Origin of the sequence: Citrobacter sp. Cpo090, assembly GCF_030332665.1 — a bacterium.
Classification (GTDB): Bacteria; Pseudomonadota; Gammaproteobacteria; order Enterobacterales; family Enterobacteriaceae; genus Citrobacter; species Citrobacter portucalensis.
Genome location: NZ_JAOWHK010000007.1, coordinates 1 through 335, shown reverse-complemented (window position 1 = coordinate 335; position 335 = coordinate 1). Strand labels below are relative to the sequence as shown.

Genomic DNA, 335 nt, shown 5'->3' with positions numbered 1-335 from the left:
GCGGGAATAGCTCAGTTGGTAGAGCACGACCTTGCCAAGGTCGGGGTCGCGAGTTCGAGTCTCGTTTCCCGCTCCAAATTTAAGGCATCGGCAATAGCGGATGTCGGCTGTAAAGCCAGAAGATTTCGGCGCGTTAGCAAAGCGGTTATGTAGCGGATTGCAAATCCGTCTAGTCCGGTTCGACTCCGGAACGCGCCTCCAATTTCTTCCCGAGCCCGGATGGTGGAATCGGTAGACACAAGGGATTTAAAATCCCTCGGCGTTCGCGCTGTGTGGGTTCAAGTCCCACTCCGGGTACCATGGGAAAGAACAGAATAATCAAAGCAATAAGCAGT

General features: G+C 53.4%; 3 tRNA genes. All 3 read left to right on the top strand.

Going from position 1 to position 335, the window contains the following annotated elements:
* The 3 genes from OGY83_RS00035 (at position 1) to OGY83_RS00025 (ending at position 300) form a co-directional block, all read left to right on the top strand.
* Positions 1–76, top strand: a tRNA-Gly gene (locus OGY83_RS00035).
* Between the two features lie 51 nt (positions 77–127).
* Positions 128–201, top strand: a tRNA-Cys gene (locus OGY83_RS00030).
* 12 nt (positions 202–213) lie between these two features.
* Positions 214–300, top strand: a tRNA-Leu gene (locus OGY83_RS00025).
* Positions 301–335: the final 35 nt, after the last annotated feature.